This is a genomic window from Bacillus sp. ISL-55 (assembly GCF_018613155.1).
Classification (GTDB): domain Bacteria; phylum Bacillota; class Bacilli; order Bacillales; family Cytobacillaceae; genus Mesobacillus.
Genome location: NZ_JAGGQU010000031.1, coordinates 33,711 through 49,629 on the forward strand (window position 1 = coordinate 33,711; position 15,919 = coordinate 49,629).

The following is a 15,919-nucleotide window of genomic DNA, read 5'->3' on the forward strand; positions in this document are numbered from 1 at the left end:
CCGACATGGATGACTTTTTTTCTTTCCATCTAATGCTTCCTAACTAACGCTCAACGAAATCTCGCCATTTTCAACACTTATTTCAACCTGGCTCTTCTCTCTGATTCTGCCTGCAATGATTTCCCTGGCGAGCTTTGTTTCTACGCTCCTCTGGATAAATCTCTTCAGCGGCCTAGCGCCGTAAACAGGATCGAATCCTTGTTCAGCTAAGAACTCTTTTGCTTCATCGGTAATGGACAGCTGGATTTGCTGGTCTGCGAGCCTTGCCTGCAAGGTCTTTACTAATTTTCCAACAATCATTTTGATTTCCTTTAATGCCAGCGGCTTAAAGAGGATGATTTCATCAACACGATTCAGAAATTCCGGACGGAAATGGCCGCGAAGCTGAGCCATTACTAAATCCCTGGTTTCAGAAGAGATTTCATCGTCTCCTCCCTGACGGTCAAGCAAGTAATGCGAGCCAATATTGGACGTCATAATAATGACCGTATTCTTAAAGTCGACCATTCTACCTTGTGAGTCCGTTACCCGGCCATCATCCAGCATCTGCAATAGGATATTAAAGACCTCTGGATGTGCTTTCTCCACTTCATCAAGTAGGATGACCGAATATGGATTTCTCCTGACCGCTTCTGTCAGCTGGCCGCCTTCTTCATAACCTACATATCCTGGAGGTGCCCCAATCAGCCTTGATACTGCATGTTTTTCCATATACTCAGACATATCGATTCGGATGATATGCTCTTCACTATCAAACAATGACTGAGCAAGCGTTTTGGCCAGTTCTGTTTTACCTACACCGGTAGGACCAAGGAAAATGAAAGACCCAATTGGTCTATTCGGGTCCTTGATGCCAGCTCTGGCTCTGAGGACCGCATCGGATACGAGTGACACTGCCTCATCCTGTCCAACCACCCGTTCATGGAGGATGCTTTCTAACTTGAGAAGCTTTTCCCGCTCTCCTTCAACAAGCTTCATCACTGGTATGCCTGTCCATCTTGAGACGATTGACGCAATTTCCTCTTCAGTCACTTCTTCACGAAGGAGCCTCTCACCTTCATTTTTGCTTACCTCCTGCTCAAGTGCCTTGAGTTCTTTTTCAAGAGAAGGTATACGTCCATGCCTAAGTTCAGCAGCCTTATTTAAATCATAGTCATTTTCCGCTTTTTCAAGTTCTCGCCGAAGTTTTTCAAGTAGCTCCCGCTGTTCCTGAACCTTTTGGATGCCTTCTTTTTCTTTCTGCCACCTTGATTTCATTGCATTTGCTTTTTCCCTCGAGTTGGCAAGCTCTTTACGCAGAGATTCAAGGCGCACTTGGCTTGCGTCATCTTTTTCCTTAGTTAACGCAGCTTCTTCAATTTCCAGCTGCATGACCCTTCTAGTCACTTCATCAAGCTCAGTCGGCATGGAGTCAATTTCTGTACGGATCATCGCGCAAGCTTCATCTACGAGATCAATCGCCTTGTCTGGCAAAAATCGGTCCGTGATGTATCGATCTGATAACGTAGCAGCAGCAACCAGCGCACGGTCATGAATATTCACTCCATGGTGGATTTCAAACCTTTCCTTCAATCCTCGTAAAATTGATACTGTATCCTCGACGTCTGGCTCCTGAACCAATACTTGCTGAAAGCGGCGTTCCAGCGCTGGGTCTTTTTCAATGTATTTACGATGTTCATCGAGAGTTGTTGCACCAATACAATGAAGTTCCCCACGAGCAAGCATCGGTTTCAGCATATTACCTGCATCCATTGCCCCTTCGGTTTTACCCGCACCAACAATGGTATGGAGTTCATCAATAAACAACAGGATTTTCCCTTCGCTCTTTTTCACTTCATTCAAGACAGCTTTTAATCTCTCTTCAAATTCTCCCCGGAATTTCGCTCCTGCTATCAGTGCGCTCATGTCCAGCGCAAAAACAGTTTTATCCTTTAAGCCTTCCGGAACATCCCTTCGAACGATCCTCTGTGCCAGTCCTTCTACAATTGCAGTCTTTCCTACTCCTGGCTCCCCGATCAAAACTGGGTTGTTTTTTGTCTTCCTTGAGAGAATGCGGATGACATTACGAATTTCACTATCCCTGCCGATTACCGGGTCAACCTTTCCCGCACGGACTTCTTCCACAAGGTCGCGTCCATATTTTTTTAACACTTCATAAGTAGCTTCTGGGTTTTGTGAAGTCACTCTCTGGTTCCCCCTAACCTCTTTGATTCTTGCTAATAATTTTTCTCTGTTAACTCCTAATTTCCTCATTGCTCCGCCTGATTCAGATCCATGAATCTCAAGCGCAGCCAACAAAACATGTTCTACCGATAAATAGTCATCTTCAAACTGTTTCATTTCCTTTTCTGCTTGTGCCAAAACCTTTTGCAGCGTTGCGGTGATATATAATTTCCCCTGTTCTGCGCCACTTCCCGAGACTTGAGGTTTCTTTGACAGGGTAAGATTTAATGCATCTTTCAAATTATCCAGATTCAGTCCGATTCCAGTAAGCAAAGTTCCAGCCAGATTGCCGTCCTGTTCAAGTAAGGCAATCAACAGGTGCGCATCATCTACTTCCTGGTGATTTTGTTGAACAGCCAGGGTCTGGGCTGATACAAAAGCATTCTGCAAGCTTTCCGTCATTTTATTCAAATCCACGCCCAACCACTCCTTTGACCTTTTTTGACCTTTAATTATATTATAATAAAAATTCCCAAATAGTAAAGCCATCCGCATTGGATGGCTTTAAATGACAGTAAAAATTTTATTCCGGAAAATGCTTTTGTCCTGTAGACCTAGATGTAGTTTATTTAAAACTTTATCATGTAAGTCCAGTGGCGGTTGTGGTTGGAGTTTTCCGGAAAACGGTCCCCAGCTTTAAGTTTGATTTTTTGCGGGTTGTTGACATTGCTGCCTGTTTCTCCAATTTCAATATAAATACCATTATTCGGTGCCTTTTGTCCGGCACGGAACTGATGACTTTGACCCATTTGCCTTCCTCCTTCATTAAAGTATTCCGGCAATTTTATTATTTACTGATTTAAATAAAGTATTTATGCATAATTTATCCTTCCAAAAAAAAGGGTTATACGGTACATTAGTGTGTATGAGAAAAGAAAAGCGGAAGCGCCTTGTCCAGCCCCGACAAGCGGTGGAGGTCCTTACAGTGAAGTCGTTCTTTGACTTCATTGGCAGGACTGAAATCGAAAAGTANNCGACAAAGAAGCGCTTTTTGCTTCTGCGGGCGGAGTTGAAGTTTCGGAGTTTCTAGGAGGCAACACTAGACAAGCGTCTCGAGGGGCTAGGCGCTGCAGCTGGACAATTCTCCAAGGAAATAAAGTATTTCAATATTTTAAAAAACGCGGAGGAAATCTAAAACTTATGGAAAATTTCTATGACTTGCTTAAATACATATTTCTTGGCCTCTTCCAGGGAATTACCGAACCAATCCCTGTTTCATCCAGCGGACACCTTGAAATAGCAGAGCACTTTTTCGGACTTGAAATTGAAGGAATGAGCTTTGCACTTTTGGTAAACACAGCTTCTTTATTCGCTGTTCTATTGATATATCGTAAAGATATCATGCGATTAATTGTCAATGGACTTGCATATCTTAAAAATAAAGATCCGGAAGCAAAATCTGATTTTATGTTCATCATTTATTTAATTGTCGGAACGATTCCTGCAGGTGTAATCGGAGTCCTTTTTGGGGATTTCATTGAGGATAATTTAGCTTCGATTAGGACAGTAGGTTTTACGCTGTTAGTCACAGGCTTAGCATTGTGGTTGATCCGCAACCTGAGAGGCCGTAAAAATGATGGAGACTTAAGCTTCAAGGATGCCATTATAGTCGGTTTAGCCCAAGCGGTAGCTCTTATTCCTGGAATTAGCCGTTCTGGAGCGACAATTGTCGCGGCGATGGCACTTGGTATGAAACAGGAAACCGCATTGCGTTATTCCTTCCTTTTATATGTACCAGTCAGCGTCGGCGGCATGATTCTTGGATTTTCAGACATTTTAACAGACCCATACCTTAATGAACTGGCAGTACCATATGTATTTGCTTTTATCGCTTCACTGATTGCCTCTTACTTCTCATTAAAATGGTTCATGAATATCATGGCGCGCGGAAACTTGAAGTATTTTGCGATTTACTGCTTTATTGTAGGACCACTTATCCTCATCTTTTCTTAAATTCAAAAAACCGGCTAACTTGATAGCCGGTTTTGTGGTTTTTAGTTCAAAATTAGTTCAATATCACTTCAATACTTTGCAGAGGCTGGTATCCTTTTTGACTTTTGAATACTCAATCACTCATTTGGGCTAATACTTCTTTCTATAGAACCTTTTCATCCCTTCAACTACTTTTCGGGCTTATAGAACCTTTCTATAGGACCTTTTCTTTCTTCCAACTACATTTCGGGCTTATAGAATCTTTCTATAGGACCTTTTCTTCCCTCCAACCGATTTTCGGGCTTATAGAATCTTTCTATAAGACCTTTTCTTCCCTCCAATTACATTTTGGGCTTATAGAATCTTTCTATAGAACCTTTTCTTCCTTCCAACTACATTTTGGGCTTATAGAATCTTTCTATAGGACCTTTTCTTCCTTCCAACTACTTTTCGGGCTTATAGAAACTCTATATAGAACTTTTTCACATCTTCACCATTTAATCCTTCAGTATCTCCACAAGCAGTGCTTTCTGGGCATGGAGGCGGTTTCCTGCCTGTTCGAATACGACGGAGTGGTGGCCGTCGATGACTGCCGCTGTTACCTCCTCGCCGCGGTGCGCCGGAAGACAATGCATAAACAGGTAGTCTTCCTTTGCTGTTTCGAGTAATGCCTCATTCACCTGGTAGCCATTGAAATCATTTAACCTCTGCTCATTTTCGAGTTCCTGGCCCATGCTGGTCCATACATCAGTATAGATGATATCTGCATGATCAACTGCTTCTTGAGGGGACTCGGTGATGACCATGCTTGCGCCGCTTTGCCTTGCAAAATCTTCACAGTGAGCTGTTATCTTCTCATCCGGGAAGTATTCCTTTGGAGACGCAATACTTACATTCATCCCGACTTTTGTGCAGGCGATCATCAGTGAATGAGCAACATTGTTTCCATCACCGATGTAAGCAAGCTTGAGGCCTTTTAGAGTTCCCTTTTTTTCGTAAATCGTCAGAAGGTCTGCAAGTGCCTGGCATGGATGATACAGATCCGTCAGACCATTAATGACCGGAATGTCGGCATGATCGGCCAATTCCTCAACTGACTTGTGTGAGAAGGTTCTAATCATGATGCCGTCAAGATATTGCGAAAGTACCTGGGCTGTGTCTGCGACCGATTCACCTCTCCCAAGCTGAAGGTCGTTGCCATTTAAATAAAGTGCGCTTCCTCCAAGCTGGATCATTCCTACCTCAAAAGATACTCTTGTACGTGTTGACGACTTGTCAAAGATCATTCCCAGTATTTTTCCTTTGAGGGGCTCCTCAAATTCTTTTTTTAAGGTTTTATCCTTTAGGATTACCGCCTTTTCTAACAATGTTAAGATTTCCTGTGATTCCAAATCGGCCAGGGTTAACAAGTCCTTGCCCTTTAGATTCAGATCCATATTCAGCTGCTGTAAAGCTGTCATTCTGCCATCACTTCCTCACTAGTTTCTGTCAGCCATTGTTCCAGGGAGTTGACATTCCAACTTTCTACTGTTGCACTTTTTAACAGCGCATTTAAAGTTTCCTTTTGGGTCAATACGATTTTTCGGTTCTTGACAGCCCACTCTCTTAGAGAAATATCCCTTTCTGATGTGCCAGGGCAATACAAGGCTGCTACCTTTTGATGGTCGGTTACTTTTTCGATATGAATTAAATTGAAATCAGGTGCCAATTTTACTGCTTCCAACAGATCTTTTTCCTCTGCAAATGCAATGTCTCCCTGGACAGCTTTTCCGCTAATTGAATGGAAACTTTTATTCAGTGCCTCTTCAAGTGTCGAAGCAATGCTGATTCCTTCTCCTGTAGATATCATTTGCGGTCCTGTCTTGGCGTCCAGTCCTTTTAAGGCAAAATTCGAAAACACAGGATGCTTTACGCATGTGTACGGTGCATCAGAGTCAAGTATTACTTCATCTTTCGACAAAAAGTATTTCCCGAGCAATATTTTTGTCGCTTTTTTTACTAATTCAACACCGGCTACCTTGCTGACGATTGGCATTGTCCTGCTCGAGCGTGGATTTACTTCAAGCAAAAACACTTCATTTTCCTTCACAATGAACTGGATGTTCATTAATCCCTTATATTTCAATTCCTTGACAATTCTCTTTGCATACTCAGCCATCCGCTGTTTCGTTTCATTCGGAAAGCTACGGGCAGGAATGATGCAAAAACTGTCCCCTGAATGGACACCTGTTTTTTCAATGTGTTCGATAATGGCCGGAATCAGGATATGTTCCCCATCAGCTGCAAGATCAAGTTCTGCCTCAGTTGCTTCAATATATTGATCCACCAGAATAGGATATGAAATACTCCCTGAATCAAGAGCAGTCTCTAGTTCCTGAGCGTCTCGAAGCACCACCATATTAAGTCCGCCTATAACATAGGAAGGCCTGATTAATACTGGATACCCTAACCGTTCCACAGCGTTAAGCAGTTCACTCTTATCCTCAGCTGTTTCACCCTTTACTCTCGGAATTTGCAGCTTATCGAGAAGCTGGTAAAATTGATCCCGGTCCTCAAACAAATCAATGGCTGCTGAACTCGTTCCCAGAAGCTTGACTCCGGATTCCTCAAGGCCTTTAGCCAAATTCAAGGCGGTCTGTCCCCCCAATTGGACAATGACTTCCTCTATTCCTTCGATTTCAATCACATTCAAGATGTCTTCCAGGGTTAAGGGTTCAAAATATAATCGATCAGATATCGCAAAATCAGTGCTGACGGTTTCTGGATTATTATTGATCATGATTGTTTCTACATTTTCTTCTTTGAGGGCAAAAACGCCATGAACACTGCAATAATCAAATTCAATTCCCTGACCGATACTGATTGGACCGCTGCCAATCACTAGCACCTTTCGTTTACTGCTTTTAACTGTCGACTCATTTTCCCCAAGATAGCTGGAGTAAAAATAATTGGAAGCTGATTGAAATTCTGCTGCACATGTATCGACCATTTTATAAACAGGTGTTATTCCATGCTTTTTTCGCAGATCCCTGACCTCTTTCTCACTAACCTTCCACTCTTTTGCCAGGTAGGAATCACTGAATCCCTTTTCTTTCAGGTATCTTAATTCTGAAGCTGTAATGCTTTTGATTTCACGACCTTCGATATCCTTCTCAATGTCGGTCAAAGACTTGAATTTATGAAGGAAAAATAAATCTATTTTTGTTTTTTCATGGAGAAACTCAATTTGCTCACCCCGGCGCAGCAGTTCGAGCAATGCAAAAACCCTCTGGTCTGTCTGTTTTTCTGCCAATTTATATAGCTGTTCGACAGTGTGTTCTTCAAATTCAGGGAGCCGTAAATCCAGAGTTTTTATGTTCAGTGATCGGACGGCTTTGTTAAAGGCCCGTTCAAAGCTTCGATCAATTGCCATTGCTTCCCCTGTCGCCTTCATTTGCGTCCCTAGGCTCCTGTCGATTTGAGGAAATTGCTCAAACGGCCATTTCGGTATTTTTACCACTATATAGTCGAGCGCTGGCTCATAGCTGGCAAAGGTAGTGCCTGTTACAGGGTTTATGATCTCGGCAAGATTGTATCCAACTGCCAGCTTTGCCGCCATCCGTGCGATTGGGTATCCTGTAGCTTTTGATGCAAGGGCTGATGATCTGCTGACCCTCGGGTTCACTTCAATTAAATAGTATTTTTTGCTCTTGGGATCGAGGGCAAACTGGATGTTGCAGCCTCCAACGATTCCTAGCGCTGAAATGATTTTAACAGCGGATGTCCTGAGCATCTGGTATTCTCGATCTGTCAGCGTCTGTGAAGGAGCTACTACTATTGAATCGCCTGTATGGATGCCAACCGGGTCAATATTCTCCATATTGCAGATGGCGATACAAGTACCAGCACCATCACGCATCATTTCATATTCAATTTCTTTAAAGCCTGCGATGCTTCTTTCGACCAGACATTGCTTTATCGGACTCTCACTTAATCCGCCTGAAACTAGAGAGATCAATTCTTCCATTGTTTCAGCTATCCCGCCGCCTGTGCCTCCCAGTGTGTAAGCTGGCCTTACAATTAACGGAAAACCAATCTTTTCAGCAAATGCGACTGCCTCTTCAACTATATGAACAATTTCACTTTCCGGCACAGGTTCATTCAATTCATGCATTAAGCTGCGGAAGGCTTCCCTGTCTTCACCTTGCTTAATACTTGCAACCGAGGTCCCCAGCACTTTTACATTGTACTTTTCGAGAATTCCTTCTTCACTTAGCTTAAAGACAAGATTCAAACCTGCCTGGCCGCCAAGAGTCCCTAAAATTCCATCGGGCTTTTCCCGCTGGATCACTTTTTCCACACCTTCAGAAGTCATCGGTTCAAAATAGACTTCATCAGCGAATATATTGTCTGTCATAACGGTTGCCGGGTTATTGTTTACGAGGATGACCCGATAGCCTTCTTCCTTCAAGGCGATGCAAGCCTGTGTCCCTGCATAATCAAATTCAGCGGCCTGGCCGATGATAATCGGGCCGGAACCGATTACTAATATCGATTTAATCTTTGTATCCTTAGGCATAGCTGACTTCTCTCCGCTTTCTGTATTTGACTGTATTGATGAAATCTTCAAATATAAATACACTGTCTTCAGGGCCCGGGCTTGCTTCCGGGTGGAACTGGACAGTCATCAGCGGCCACTTTTCATGGTAAAGGCCTTCGATGGACTGATCATTTTTGTTGAAGAAGCGGACCTTAAGACCTGTACTGCTAATACTGTTTTGATTAACAGCATAGCTGTGGTTTTGTGAGGACATGAATACCCGATTGCTTGTCACATCGTATACAGGCTGGTTTGCGCCTCGATGGCCAAAGAGCATTTTGTTTGTATCCCCTCCAAGCGCCAGCGCTGCCAGCTGGTGCCCAAGGCAAATCCCCAATACAGGGTAATGCTCGATTACTTTCCTGATATCATGCAACTGTCCAAATAATTCTTTCGGATCACCTGGTCCATTAGATAACAGAACCCCATCAGGCCTTAATGCAGCAATTTGTTCAAAGCTATAATTGTAAGGAACAATTGTCACTAGACAATTTTGTTTGACCAGGTAGTCTGCAATCGACTTTTTAAAGCCATAATCGATTAACACGATGTGGGTGTCACCAAAGCCGATAGATTCTGGTGCCTTCGATGATACTTCCTCCACCTTGAGACCATTAAAATTGTCACAGCTTGATTCACAAACTGGTTCGCTTGATAAAATTGCAGGCATCGTCCCGTTCTGGCGTATGCATTTAACGAGCTCACGAGTATCAACCTGCTCGAGTAAAGGTATTCCCCATTTCTCCAGATACTCTGTAAATGAGTGCTGGGCTTCATAGTGATAAGCTGTTTTGGCAGCTTCTAAAACGATTACCGCTGCAACATGCGGCTTTTTGCTTTCAAAATCCTTATCATTGATGCCATAGTTGCCGATCAGCGGATATGTGAAAACAATGATTTGATTCTTGTATGAAGGATCGGTCAGTACTTCTTGATAACCTGTCATTCCTGTAAAAAATACAATCTCACCGGCAATGTCCTCTTCAGCTGGCGACCCATGCAAGTGCCCCTGAAATGTCTTGCCGTCAGCCAGATGCAGATATCCTTTCATCAGACACCTCTCCAAACGTATATTTATTTATAAAAATCTATTTTTATACATTCAATTCTAAAAAAAATTTACTGCTATAATGCTGCTGCCTTAGATTTACTTAAAGTTCCTTTTAGCAATGAAACAGCCTTCTCTATCTCCTCAGCTGTTACATTAAGCGGTGGAAGAAGACGGACAACTTTTTCTCCTGCCGGCAATGCTAACAGTCCCGATTTCCTCAATTCTGCTAAAATTGGCTGGGCAGCAACAGTCAGTTCGATTCCAGCCATCAATCCCAGTCCCCTGATTTCTTTAACAACTTCCAAACAGCACAGTTCATTATACAGCAACTCAAACAGCAGTCTCCCTTTGTCGGAAACCTCTTCTAGGAATTCCTCTTTAAAAATGATATCCATTACGGCTATCGCAGCCGATGTGCTGATTGGATTTCCGCCAAATGTAGAGCCATGGCTTCCAGGACCAAGAGATTCCGCCAGTTCTGCCTTTCCAACGGCAGCTCCTATCGGAAACCCATTCCCAAGACCTTTGGCAACAGTGATGATATCGGGTTCAATCCCATAATGCTGAAAGGCGAATGGCTTCCCTGTCCGTCCGACCCCGGTCTGGATTTCATCGATAATTAGCAGGACGCCGTTTTCAGCACATAACTTTGCAGCTTCTTTTATAAATTCGTTTGTAACGACGTGGATTCCGCCTTCCCCCTGAACAATTTCAATCATTACCGCAGCTGTTTCAGGATCTAATTCATTTTTCAGAGCTTCCACATCATTGAATGGCAGATGGATGAATGTTTCAAGCATGCTTCCAAACCCCTGCTTGATTTTATCCTGTCCAGTCGCAGCCATCCCGGCGAAAGTCCTGCCGTGAAAGGATTGCTGGAATGTGATGATTTTAGTCCGTCCAGTAGCTTTCCTTGCCAGTTTAATCGCTGCTTCATTTGCTTCAGCTCCGCTGTTGGCAAAGAATACACAATCCAGACCAGATCCGTCTGCGAGCTTTTTCGCTGCTTCTTCCTGGATACTTTGCGGAAAAAGATTGGATACATGCCAGAATAGACCGAGCTGTTCCTTGACTGCATGTTCGACTGCTTCAGGGCGATGGCCCAAATTGCAGACGCCTATACCTGAAGTAAAATCAATGTATTGTTGTCCGTCCTTTCCGTATAGGATGGTCCCTGCTGCTTTCTCAGGCTCTATTTCCCAACGGTGATAGGTAGGGAATAAATGACTCATTTATACACCTCTTCTTTTGCGGCAATTGCAGTTCCATGCCAGCAGTTATTTTTATAGAATTGCTTTTTGCCAGAAATGATCATGACAGTATCTACACCAGCTGCTGTGGCTGACAATGCGGATTTCACCTTTGGAACCATTCCTCCATAGATGCTTCCTTCAGAAATATAGTTTTCTATTTGGCTATCAGTAATTTCGCTCATCAACTCACCATCAATCAGGATCCCATCAACATTTGTTACGAATGCACAGCGTTCAGCCTTCAAGGCTTTCGCGATCGACGCAGCAGCATAATCGCCATTTATATTAAGTTTGCTTCCATCCTCGGCAATGCCGATTGGAGTAACTACTGGAATATAGCCATTATGGACCGCCAGCATAATCAGGTCAGTATTTACTTTGGTGATAGTACCAACGTATCCCAAGCCTTGTTTATCAATATATTCCGCCTGAAGGCAAAGTCCATCGCTGCCATTGATGCCCAGAACATTAAAATCCTGCTTCGTTAACATGCTGCATAGCTGACGATTGGTTTGGCCGGACAGGACCATTTCAACAATTCCCATTGTCTTTTCACACGTCACTCTAAGACCATCTTTGAAATTGGAAGTGATATTATATAAATTCAGCATCGAATTGATTGCTGGTCCGCCCCCGTGGACGATGACGGGATAAAACCCATCCTTCATCAATTCTTTAAGACTATTGTAGAAATTGTCATTAAGCTCCTCTAACACACTTCCGCCACATTTAATGACCACTGTTTCCAATGAATCCGCCCCTTTATGTCCGATAGCTTGCATTTATTTTCACATAATCATAGGAAAGATCGCAGCCCCAGGCCATTCCTTTCCCTTCACCCACATGGAGGTCAACGAAAATCTCAACCTTGTCATTCATCAAGTACTCCCTCGCCTGATCTTCATCAAATGCAACCGGTGTACTTCCTTTTAGCATAGTAATTTCTCCAAGGGATATATCGACTGTTTTTGGATTAACCGATGACTTGCTTTGGCCAATTGCCCCAATAATCCGTCCCCAGTTTGCATCAGCGCCGTAAACTGCTGTTTTGACGAGGTTGGATCCGGCAATTTGTTTTCCTATCATTCGTGCTTCCTCATCAGACATTGCACCAGATACTGAGATTTCAATCAGCTTAGTAGCCCCTTCACCATCCTTTGCAATCTGTTTCGCAAGACTTGCACAGCTTTCTTTTAAAAGTTCAACAAAAACTGACCAATCTGGATGGTCTGGGTTCAATGGCTGATTACAGGCACTTCCATTTGCCATCACCAGCACCATATCGTTCGTTGATGTATCTCCATCAACCGTGATTTGATTGAAGGTTGTGTTCGTTACATTTTTTAGCGCTGCAGTCAGGTGTTCACTAGAAATTTTTGCGTCTGTTGTTAAAAAACCAAGCATCGTGGCCATATTGGGGTGAATCATCCCTGAACCTTTCGCGGCTCCCCCTATACTTACTGTTACCCCATCAATTTCAGCAGTGTAGCAGCAGCTTTTCATTACCGTATCCGTTGTCAGGATTGCCGTTTGGAAATCCCTTGCATCCTCAGTTGTCTTGCCAACTGACAACTTCCCGATACCCGATTGAATTTTTTCCATTTGCATGAATTCACCGATGACACCTGTTGATGCTACAGCGACATGATGTTCAGGAATCCCGATTTTTTCTGCTGCCAGTGAACGCATTTTCAATGCATCCTGATACCCTTGTTCTCCCGTGCAGGCATTCGCACATGCACTGTTGACGACGATTGCCTGAAGCACCTGTTCCTTTGCTATGCTTTCCTGTGTAACCACCAATGGCGCAGCCTGGAAATGACTCGTCGTGTAGACAGCAGCACAACTCGCCGGTTTCTCGCTTACAATCATACCCAAATCATGCTTGGCATAGCGCAGCCCTGCATGTACTCCACCGCACTGGAACCCTTTTGGAGTTAGAATGCCTCCATCATAGACTGTTCTAATTTTCTTCTTGTCGGTCATTGCCTGATACATATAATCCTCCTTTATGGATACAGTGGAATCATTTCTATTCCTGCACTTTCCTTAAACCCAAACATGATATTGGCGTTTTGGACGGCCTGCCCTGCAGCACCTTTCATGAGATTATCGATCACTGAGACAATCGTCAGCCTTCCAGTCCTGCTGTCTGAATGCAACCCAATATCACAGTAGTTCGATCCCTTGACCTCTTTTACGGAAGGAAACACACCATTCTTCCTAACTCTTATAAAAGGGTGCCCATCATATGTTTCTTTATATAAATCCAGCAATCTAGAAGTATTCGATTCTTCTTTTAACTGGACATATATTGTGGCCATGATTCCTCTGGTAACGGGTATTAAATGTGTGCTGAAGGTTATCTTTACCTCTTCGCCATTCCAAAGGCTAAGCTGCTGTTCGATTTCCGGGATATGCTGGTGCTCGTTGACTTTATAAATTTTGAAATTTTCATTCAACTCTGCGTACAGAGTTCCCATTGAGGGTGATCTGCCCGCCCCAGACACGCCAGACTTAGCATCAATAATGATACTATTCGTTTCAATCAGCTTTTCCTTCAGTACAGGAGCAAGCCCGAGAAGTGCAGCCGTTGGATAACAGCCCGGATTGGCCAGCAGCCTTGCATCCATGATCTGCTCCCTGTTCCATTCGCAAAGTCCGTATATTGCTTCATTCAGAACAGAAGCATCAACTGGGTCATGCTTATACCATTCTTGATACGCTGATCCGTCTCTTAACCTTAGGTCACCTGATAGATCAATAACTTTTATGCCTTTATTAAAAAATGATTCAACAAGCTTTCCAGAAACTTTCGAAGGGGTTGCCAGGAACACAATGTCTGCTTCCTCAGCGATTTTATCAGAGTCAATCTTGGTGAGGACCTTATCAAAAATTCCTGTTAAATGGGGATACTCATCGGAAACAGGTTTTTCATCTCTTGTTGTGTGGATTGAATGAATGCTGATGTATGGATGATTTGCCAGGATACGAATCAATTCTCCCCCACCGTATCCAGTGGTACCAATGATCGCTGCCTTCACTTGAAACCTCCTTTCAACTTATGCATAAATAAACATATAAATTTATAATTATAAATAAATTTCTTTTTATTATAAGAACAAAGGATGGAAAACGCAATAGATTTATTAACAATTATGTGAACAATTCACAATTTTATTGCTGGCTTTGTATGATTTACAATATAATAATATTAATATCAGATACGGAAGGGAGTATAAAACTCCTCTTAATAAGGTGGTATTCATATGTTGACTGCAACAACGTTGTCACCAAATTTGAATAAGCTTTTTGAAAAGGTCCAAAGAATCAAAAGTATTGATAAAGGGCGCTTCCTTTTTGAAGAAGGCAATATCGCAGATGAGCTGTACATTATTCAGAGCGGGAAATTTCAGATCAGCAAAATGGTACCAGATGGCCGCGAGCTAACAATCAGAATGTGTTCATCTGGCGAATTGGTTGGAGAGTTATCATTGTTCAGCCCGGCATCTCAGCATATATTGAATGCCCGCGCCTCGGAAAGCGGGACAGTGGCGGTTATTCAAAAGGATAAGCTAGAGTCTGAAATTGAAAAGGATAGCGGGCTGGCACTTGAACTCGTTAAATGGCTATCCCTGCAGCACCGTAAATCGCAAACAAGGTTCAGGGACCTCGTCCTTCATGGTAAAAAAGGTGCTTTGTATTCAACCCTCATCCGGATGGTGAACAGTTACGGAGTCAAAACGGAGGATGGCTTGAAGATTGATGTATCGCTCACAAACCAGGAACTCGCAAATTTTTGTGGGACCTCACGCGAAGTCGTGAACAGATTATTGAGCGAGCTGAGGAAAAGTAACATCATCTCCATTGATAAAGGATTCATTACCGTCCATGCCCTTAATAGGCTAAAGAGAGAAATAGATTGTGAGAATTGTCCGATTGAGATATGCAATATCGAATAGCAAAAGCCGCCAGTTCATCACTGGCGGCTTTACTTATTAGCTGGTTTTGCATGGATAATCATTTCAGGATCGCAAACAGCATGATGGTAAAGAACAGGGCTGCGTTCACGATTTCGTATATGCCTACCTTCATGACGGAAAGTGGTTTACCGTAAAATGCTACAGCCCTGATTAAGCTTGGAACTGCGGCTACAGCGACTATGATCTCTCCGGCTGCGAGCCACAGGACAGGGACCAAAAGGTGGTAGGTCCAGGAAATCCATTTGAATTGGCTGTTCTTTTTTTCGCGAATCATTGTTTTCACGTAAAATGTGCTTCCAGTAAAAAAAAGAATGCTTGATGCAAAAACAAGGATTGCATTTTCATTGATTTCACCACTTGGCAGAAAGCTGCTGGCCAAACCGGCAATAGAGAAAACAACGATTGCACTTAAATCATTAAGGAGAGCACGATCTTTATTTTTAGCAGAGAAATATGCATTGAGCATGAAAAACGGAATCATTGCAAATCCGAAGGTTACGATTGCTGGTGTCGTGAACAATGGAACCATTAAAAACACAAGAGCTGGTATGATATAAATAAGCGCCCATTTACGATAAAATGGGATTTTCTTTTTCTTGAACAACAATAGAAGTGGATATGTTCCTAGATATAATAATAGCCATCCGATAAAAAACGGGATATGCTGCCAGACTATTTCGCTTGCCGAAGCTCCAAGCCAGAAAGGGATGATCAACATCGCCCAGGCCCCATGCTGTTTTGGCATAAATAATTTCATGAATGAACACTCCCTTTTGTTTCCTAACTTAAATATAAAGCAGGCGATTCATTCAATAAGTGAAACACATCACATTTTTTAGTGTGTAAATGCGGTTGACACTGAACTGTCAAAAACACTATCTAATAAAAGGAAAAGTGC

General features: G+C 42.9%; 12 protein-coding genes. 2 read left to right on the top strand and 10 right to left on the bottom strand.

Features of this window, described 5'->3' with window-relative positions; all coding sequences use genetic code 11:
- Nucleotides 1–39: 39 nt before the first annotated feature.
- Together clpB and J7E32_RS14955 are read right to left on the bottom strand one after the other, a co-directional pair.
- Nucleotides 40–2,640: an ATP-dependent chaperone ClpB gene (gene clpB, locus J7E32_RS14950; protein ID WP_214908688.1), complete on the bottom strand. Its 2,601-nt coding sequence runs from the start codon at nt 2,638–2,640 to the stop codon at nt 40–42.
- A gap of 152 nt (nt 2,641–2,792) precedes the next feature.
- Nucleotides 2,793–2,972 carry a YjzC family protein gene (locus J7E32_RS14955; RefSeq protein WP_214908690.1) on the bottom strand — a complete coding sequence of 60 codons (180 nt, stop codon included), beginning with the start codon at nt 2,970–2,972 and terminating at the stop codon, nt 2,793–2,795.
- Between the two features lie 391 nt (nt 2,973–3,363).
- On the opposite strand from J7E32_RS14955, the gene J7E32_RS14960 reads away from it, so the two are divergent.
- Nucleotides 3,364–4,176, top strand: coding sequence for an undecaprenyl-diphosphate phosphatase (locus J7E32_RS14960; protein ID WP_214908692.1), 813 nt, complete (start codon nt 3,364–3,366; stop codon nt 4,174–4,176).
- A gap of 476 nt (nt 4,177–4,652) precedes the next feature.
- Here the strand turns inward: J7E32_RS14960 and argF are convergent, their stop codons facing one another.
- The 7 genes from argF to argC form a co-directional block, all read right to left on the bottom strand.
- Complete coding sequence (gene argF / locus J7E32_RS14965; protein WP_214908698.1) at nt 4,653–5,615, bottom strand: ornithine carbamoyltransferase; 963 nt, start codon at nt 5,613–5,615, stop codon at nt 4,653–4,655.
- Entirely contained in the window at nt 5,612–8,713 is a 3,102-nt protein-coding gene (locus tag J7E32_RS14970; protein WP_214908700.1) for a carbamoyl-phosphate synthase (glutamine-hydrolyzing) large subunit, read from the bottom strand. The genes argF and J7E32_RS14970 overlap by 4 nt, the downstream gene beginning before the upstream one ends.
- A complete protein-coding gene (locus J7E32_RS14975; RefSeq protein WP_214908702.1) occupies nt 8,706–9,785 on the bottom strand; it encodes a carbamoyl phosphate synthase small subunit in 1,080 nt (359 codons plus the stop codon). Before J7E32_RS14975 ends, J7E32_RS14970 begins: the two co-directional genes overlap by 8 nt.
- A 74-nt stretch (nt 9,786–9,859) precedes the next feature.
- Nucleotides 9,860–11,017: an acetylornithine transaminase gene (locus J7E32_RS14980; protein WP_214908704.1), complete on the bottom strand. Its 1,158-nt coding sequence runs from the start codon at nt 11,015–11,017 to the stop codon at nt 9,860–9,862.
- Nucleotides 11,014–11,778, bottom strand: coding sequence for an acetylglutamate kinase (gene argB, locus J7E32_RS14985; protein ID WP_353654060.1), 765 nt, complete (start codon nt 11,776–11,778; stop codon nt 11,014–11,016). Before argB ends, J7E32_RS14980 begins: the two co-directional genes overlap by 4 nt.
- A 22-nt stretch (nt 11,779–11,800) precedes the next feature.
- Nucleotides 11,801–13,036: a bifunctional ornithine acetyltransferase/N-acetylglutamate synthase gene (gene argJ / locus J7E32_RS14990; RefSeq protein WP_483297611.1), complete on the bottom strand. Its 1,236-nt coding sequence runs from the start codon at nt 13,034–13,036 to the stop codon at nt 11,801–11,803.
- 11 nt (nt 13,037–13,047) lie between these two features.
- Nucleotides 13,048–14,082 (bottom strand): N-acetyl-gamma-glutamyl-phosphate reductase, encoded by a 1,035-nt coding sequence (argC, locus tag J7E32_RS14995; RefSeq protein ID WP_214908716.1) that lies wholly within the window; start codon nt 14,080–14,082, stop codon nt 13,048–13,050.
- A 225-nt stretch (nt 14,083–14,307) separates the two neighbouring features.
- Between argC and J7E32_RS15000 the strand changes: the two genes are divergently transcribed.
- On the top strand, nt 14,308–15,000 hold the full coding sequence (locus J7E32_RS15000) for a Crp/Fnr family transcriptional regulator (RefSeq protein ID WP_214908718.1): 693 nt from the start codon (nt 14,308–14,310) through the stop codon (nt 14,998–15,000).
- A 58-nt stretch (nt 15,001–15,058) separates the two neighbouring features.
- Here the strand turns inward: J7E32_RS15000 and J7E32_RS15005 are convergent, their stop codons facing one another.
- Nucleotides 15,059–15,778, bottom strand: coding sequence for a YwiC-like family protein (locus J7E32_RS15005; RefSeq protein ID WP_214908720.1), 720 nt, complete (start codon nt 15,776–15,778; stop codon nt 15,059–15,061).
- Nucleotides 15,779–15,919 lie beyond the last annotated feature (141 nt).

Bases quoted from the DNA above. Each gene is read 5' to 3' on its own strand.
- J7E32_RS14955 (WP_214908690.1), bottom strand. From the start codon at position 2,972: ATGGGTCAAAGTCATCAGTTCCGTGCCGGACAAAAGGCACCGAATAAT.
- J7E32_RS14980 (WP_214908704.1), bottom strand. From the start codon at position 11,017: ATGAGTCATTTATTCCCTACCTATCACCGTTGGGAAATAGAGCCTGAG.
- argJ (WP_483297611.1), bottom strand. From the start codon at position 13,036: ATGTATCAGGCAATGACCGACAAGAAGAAAATTAGAACAGTCTATGAT.
- argF (WP_214908698.1), bottom strand. From the start codon at position 5,615: ATGACAGCTTTACAGCAGCTGAATATGGATCTGAATCTAAAGGGCAAG.
- J7E32_RS14970 (WP_214908700.1), bottom strand. From the start codon at position 8,713: ATGCCTAAGGATACAAAGATTAAATCGATATTAGTAATCGGTTCCGGC.
- J7E32_RS14960 (WP_214908692.1), top strand. From the start codon at position 3,364: ATGGAAAATTTCTATGACTTGCTTAAATACATATTTCTTGGCCTCTTC.
- J7E32_RS14975 (WP_214908702.1), bottom strand. From the start codon at position 9,785: ATGAAAGGATATCTGCATCTGGCTGACGGCAAGACATTTCAGGGGCAC.
- J7E32_RS15000 (WP_214908718.1), top strand. From the start codon at position 14,308: ATGTTGACTGCAACAACGTTGTCACCAAATTTGAATAAGCTTTTTGAA.
- J7E32_RS15005 (WP_214908720.1), bottom strand. From the start codon at position 15,778: ATGAAATTATTTATGCCAAAACAGCATGGGGCCTGGGCGATGTTGATC.